Annotated in this window: 1 protein-coding gene and 1 pseudogene; both read left to right on the top strand. The window is 61.7% G+C overall.

Annotated features, from left to right (window positions below; all coding sequences use genetic code 11):
- Window positions 1–312 (top strand): annotated as a pseudogene (locus ACR0LL_RS21190) (hypothetical protein); the annotation flags it as partial.
- Between the two features lie 25 nt (window positions 313–337).
- The coding region (locus tag ACR0LL_RS21185) for a hypothetical protein (protein ID WP_480589284.1) at window positions 338–888 on the top strand (551 nt) is incomplete at its 3' end.

Below are 888 nucleotides of genomic sequence, written 5' to 3'. Positions count from 1 at the left end.
CAGCATCAGGGCTGTCGTTTTCCCCCTGGATTCAAGGGGATAGATCCGAACGTTCTCGACGGGCTTTCCCAGTCTCAAAGTGCGGGTCTTGCAAACAGTGGCGCCCTGCGCCTGATCCACGCTCATCAGGTGTCTTTGTCGCACAGCGCATGGCTGACGCAAGCGCAACGGCCTGCCGCTGTGACGCCGCAGCCCGACCACTTACACGGCATCTCGACCACGTCAGAGTTTCTGAAGGCGATGGCCAATGCCCGGGACACCGAAAACACATACAAGTTCCAGAGGCTGGGGGGTGTCCATGCCGATATGTGAGCGTATCTTTCGAGGGCTGGTTATAGTGTGTCTTACAACCCAAATCACGGCCTGCGCGCCAACACCGGATCTGTCCCTGGTCGAAGCCTCGTTTGCGGGCGGAACAGCAGGGGCTGGCGCGACTGCGCCCTCCGAAACCCTCCTTCAAAGCACATTTGGCAAGCAGGTGCGTGCCGCAGTGGAAACGAGTCCGACACTGGCCCAAAGCGGCACCAGAATGGACATTGCCACCGCTAACGAGGATGCGGCCCGGGGCGCGTTTTTGCCCCAGGTGGCGTTGGGCGTGAACGCTCGGTCAGAGCGGATCGCCTCGGACGCTGCCGATGTGTCGCCCTACCTGCGTGTGTCGCAGCTGGTGTATGACGGCGGAGCGGCGTCGGGTGATCTGACTGCGGCGCGGGCACGTGTCCTGGAAAGCCGCGGCGATCAGCTGCAAACTGCGGCGGCCACCGCGCTGGCCGCTATTGAGACCTATGTAGTGGTCCTGGATCGCCGGGAAATTCTGGACATCACCGCCAAGAATGTTGCGGTTCACGAAGAACTGGTACAACAGATCTCCGATCGGGCGCCGGGTGG

Source organism: Ruegeria sp. AI2 (assembly GCF_056541275.1).
The sequence above is the reverse complement of the archived record's forward strand: the minus strand, read 5'-3'. Positions and strand labels throughout refer to the sequence as shown.